This is a genomic window from Pseudomonas sp. Ant30-3, from assembly GCF_000690905.1.
GTDB lineage: Bacteria > Pseudomonadota > Gammaproteobacteria > Pseudomonadales > Pseudomonadaceae > Aquipseudomonas.
Genome location: NZ_JMCL01000174.1, coordinates 1 through 3,194, shown reverse-complemented (window position 1 = coordinate 3,194; position 3,194 = coordinate 1). Strand labels below are relative to the sequence as shown.

General features: G+C 43.2%; 2 protein-coding genes and 3 pseudogenes. 4 read left to right on the top strand and 1 reads right to left on the bottom strand.

The window, feature by feature from the left end; genetic code table 11:
* Positions 1-166, top strand: a pseudogene (locus tag DU29_RS1000000132730) (ISL3 family transposase); the annotation flags it as partial.
* Positions 167-219: 53 nt separating this feature from the next.
* Here the strand turns inward: DU29_RS1000000132730 and DU29_RS1000000131995 are convergent.
* Positions 220-465 (bottom strand): annotated as a pseudogene (locus DU29_RS1000000131995) (transposase); the annotation flags it as partial.
* A 448-nt stretch (positions 466-913) separates the two neighbouring features.
* Between DU29_RS1000000131995 and DU29_RS0128060 the strand changes: the two are divergent.
* The 3 genes and pseudogenes from DU29_RS0128060 to DU29_RS1000000131985 form a co-directional block, all read left to right on the top strand.
* Positions 914-1,939 carry a permease gene (locus DU29_RS0128060; protein ID WP_028624679.1) on the top strand — a complete coding sequence of 342 codons (1,026 nt, stop codon included), beginning with the start codon at positions 914-916 and terminating at the stop codon, positions 1,937-1,939.
* Positions 1,940-2,024: 85 nt separating this feature from the next.
* Positions 2,025-2,399, top strand: a complete 375-nt coding sequence (locus tag DU29_RS1000000131990; RefSeq protein WP_081832562.1) for an ArsR/SmtB family transcription factor — start codon at positions 2,025-2,027, stop codon at positions 2,397-2,399.
* Positions 2,400-2,744: 345 nt separating this feature from the next.
* A pseudogene (locus DU29_RS1000000131985) lies at positions 2,745-2,960 on the top strand (transposase family protein); the annotation flags it as partial.
* Positions 2,961-3,194 lie beyond the last annotated feature (234 nt).

Genomic DNA, 3,194 nt, shown 5'->3' with positions numbered 1-3,194 from the left:
CGGTTACTCCTTCGAGGTGATGCGGGCACGAATGCTCTACACCACGAAGCACAAGAAGAAGGCACCGACTGCGAAGGTCTCTCCTTTCTACAAGAAAACCATCGGTTACGGACTGCCGGACTTCGCAGAGGAACTCAACTACGGAGTCGATCTATCAACCATCTGATAATGGTATCAGGTTGGTGGGGTAAAGGTGCCCCATCAACCATTAAATCCGTATACCCTAAATACGGAGTCTAGAAAACCTTGCAGCGCTCTCAAGGGCATAGAGAAAACGCGTTTCACCATCAGTGCGGTAGTAATGGCTAAGTCGCTGAATCGGCGAGGTCTACCACGCTTGCCTTGTTTGTTTTGCTTCCACTCAGCTATCGCTTCCTCATCAATCCAAAAGGCCAGAGAGCCACGGTTGATTAAGGATTTATTGTACTGCTTCCAGTTAGTTGTTTTGTAACGAGGTTTAGGCATGAGGCTACGACGATTGATGGGCGTAGCCGCTCAGATCGTAGTTTCTTGATTTAGTTCCATCGAATTACGCAACAAAGCCTATTCTCGCTTCCAATGAAGGATTGTGCGCTTTAAATCCAAGTTCTACTGTGCTTTTTATTGGAGTTCTTGCATTTAATCGAGATGTTTCATGGAATGCAAAAATTCCAGTATCTAAGCTATCCGGTAGATAAATAAGGGTATCCGGAAAATATGGTTGATTATCGCTCTAGCCCGTACTTCTCATAGGCACCCAATAAAACTGGCTGGGTAACCATGAGAATTCCGGGCTAGAAGCCTCAACTCATTCGCGTATCGAGCAACTTCCTACTTGACAGGCTTCTGAACCAATCATAACATACGCACACATGCACATACATACATGTGTACGTATGTTGGAATGATGTCATTAATCGGGAGATAATTTATTATGCAAGAAAGTGATTGGGGAATAGTTTTGGATGAGTTCCTGCATATAGGAAGCGGGCTATTATTGATAATTGCCGCAGTCGCAATTATTACTGGCCTTGTCCGGCATTACGTGCCACAGGAGAAGCTACAAGAAAAGTTAAGCAAGCATGAAAGTAAAGGCCCGATAATCGGGGCGCTCATGGGAATTTTAACCCCTTTTTGTAGTGCTGCAATGATTCCAGTTATGATTGGCATGGTGCAAATGGGAATTGCTACTGGAACTGTATTTAGTTTTTTGATTTCAGCTCCTTTAACAAACTTTGTTGTGGTTGGATTAATTGCAGCTACCTTTGGAATCAAAGTGGCTTTTATTTATTTTTTACTGACATTTCTGGGAGCGATAGCGGCAGGATATATAGTCAGCTTTACAAGTCTGCGTAATGCAGTAAAGCGCGATATAGTTGAACCTAAACAGACTTGTAGTGTTTCTACAAAGAAAAATGAGGTGAAAAATTTACTGCAGGTTGAAGATCAAGCATTAGGGCTAGTTAGTTGCTCTTCGACACCAGTTTCTGGCTATTCTTCAGTGCCGGCATGTAGCCTGCCTTCAGCCTCACAAAAAACCGAGTCACATAAAGAACGCCTTGGTTTGGCTATACAGTTTGCTTGGGCTTTATTTAAAAAAATTACTCCCTATGTTTTGATTGGTGCAGCAATTAGCGCCTTGTCAGCCGCTTTTTTGCCTGCTGATATTGTCGAAAGATTCGTTGGTAGTGATAATTGGTTTGCCATTCCTATTGCTGCTGTTATTAGTATTCCGCTCTACCTACGAATTGAAATGGCTCTACCATTACTAGATGTGTTAATCGGAAAGGGGATGGGGATGGGGGCTGCAATGGCATTGATTATTGGCGGCACAGGTGCTAGCTTACCCGAGATAGCAATTATATCCACTGTCTTGAAACCTAGGGCTGTAATAGCATTTGTTGCAATCGTGCTTGCCATTGCGACCATAGGTGGGATGATTTTTAGCTTTGTCTTATAACTCTATAGTATATAATGCTGCTTCACGTAGCATTATATAACTTTGATCGGAGGTAATTGCGTTGATTTCGAGCTACATTGATATTATGAAGGCTCTATCTGAGCCTAATAGATTAATATTAGTCTGGTTAATGTCATATATAGATCAAAGAATTTGTGTTAGTGAGGGTATGGATGTCCTGGGAGAGTCACACTACAATGTTTCTCGTCACTTAAAAATTCTTTTAAAAGCAGGTATAGTCTCGGCAAGTCGTGAAGGAAAGTGGGTTTTTTATACATTGAAAACCGATGATTCTGAATTCTATAACCAACTCTTAAAAACTATTCAGTTGATACCTTCAGAAGAGTTCAAAGAAGAAATAAAACGCTGTAATCTTAGGCTCAATATGCGAAAAAATGGAGACTGCGTTATAGGTCAAGAAAACGCTGAATGGCTAAATATTATGGACTTGAATAAATAAAAACATTTGGGTTAACTGGCTGATTTGCTCCCGCCAGTTCTACTTTAATTGAGTCTCCGGAGTTTCTGGTTGACAAAACGCCCAAAGTGTAGAGGAGGAAGTCTATATCAACGGATTATTTGGTTGATCCTTTTCAGCCTACTCTGTCAATTTTCCGTCTCCACTTTACGCCTGAGTCTTCATAGCGATGCTGACTAGGGATGACAGCGAGAGCTGGGCAAGCCTCAAAAAGATTCTGGATCATGTCCAATCTAAACGCCTGCACAACATTCCTCTTGTAGGAAACTGATCAAGTTTTCTATATGCCCATACGCCACCTACCTGTTTTTCTGATCAAGGCGGGAGATGATTAATTCGTTAAGCCTTCCTGGGTACCAGTTGGTGGATTCTGAGGAGCAGAATGACGACATACATTTTCAGCTTGAAGCACCTACACCAATAGCCTGCGAGGAATGCGGTGTGCAGGGCGAGTTCGTGCGGTTCGGCAAGCGTGATGTTCCCTATCGTGATCTACCCATTCACGGCAAACGGGTCACCCTCTGGGTAGTCCGCCGCCGGTACATCTGCCGTGGGGTATCCGGAATTTCTGGTTGATAAAATGCCAAAGATGTAAAGAAGAAAATCTTTCTCAGCGGATTATCTGATTGATCCTCTTCAGCCTACTCTACTGCCAATTTTCTGTTTCCACCTTCGCCTGAGTCTTCATAGCGATGCTGACTAGGGAGGACAGCGAGAGCTGGGCAAGCGTCAAAGCGGTTCTGGTTCATGCGCAATCCGGACACCTGCACAACATTC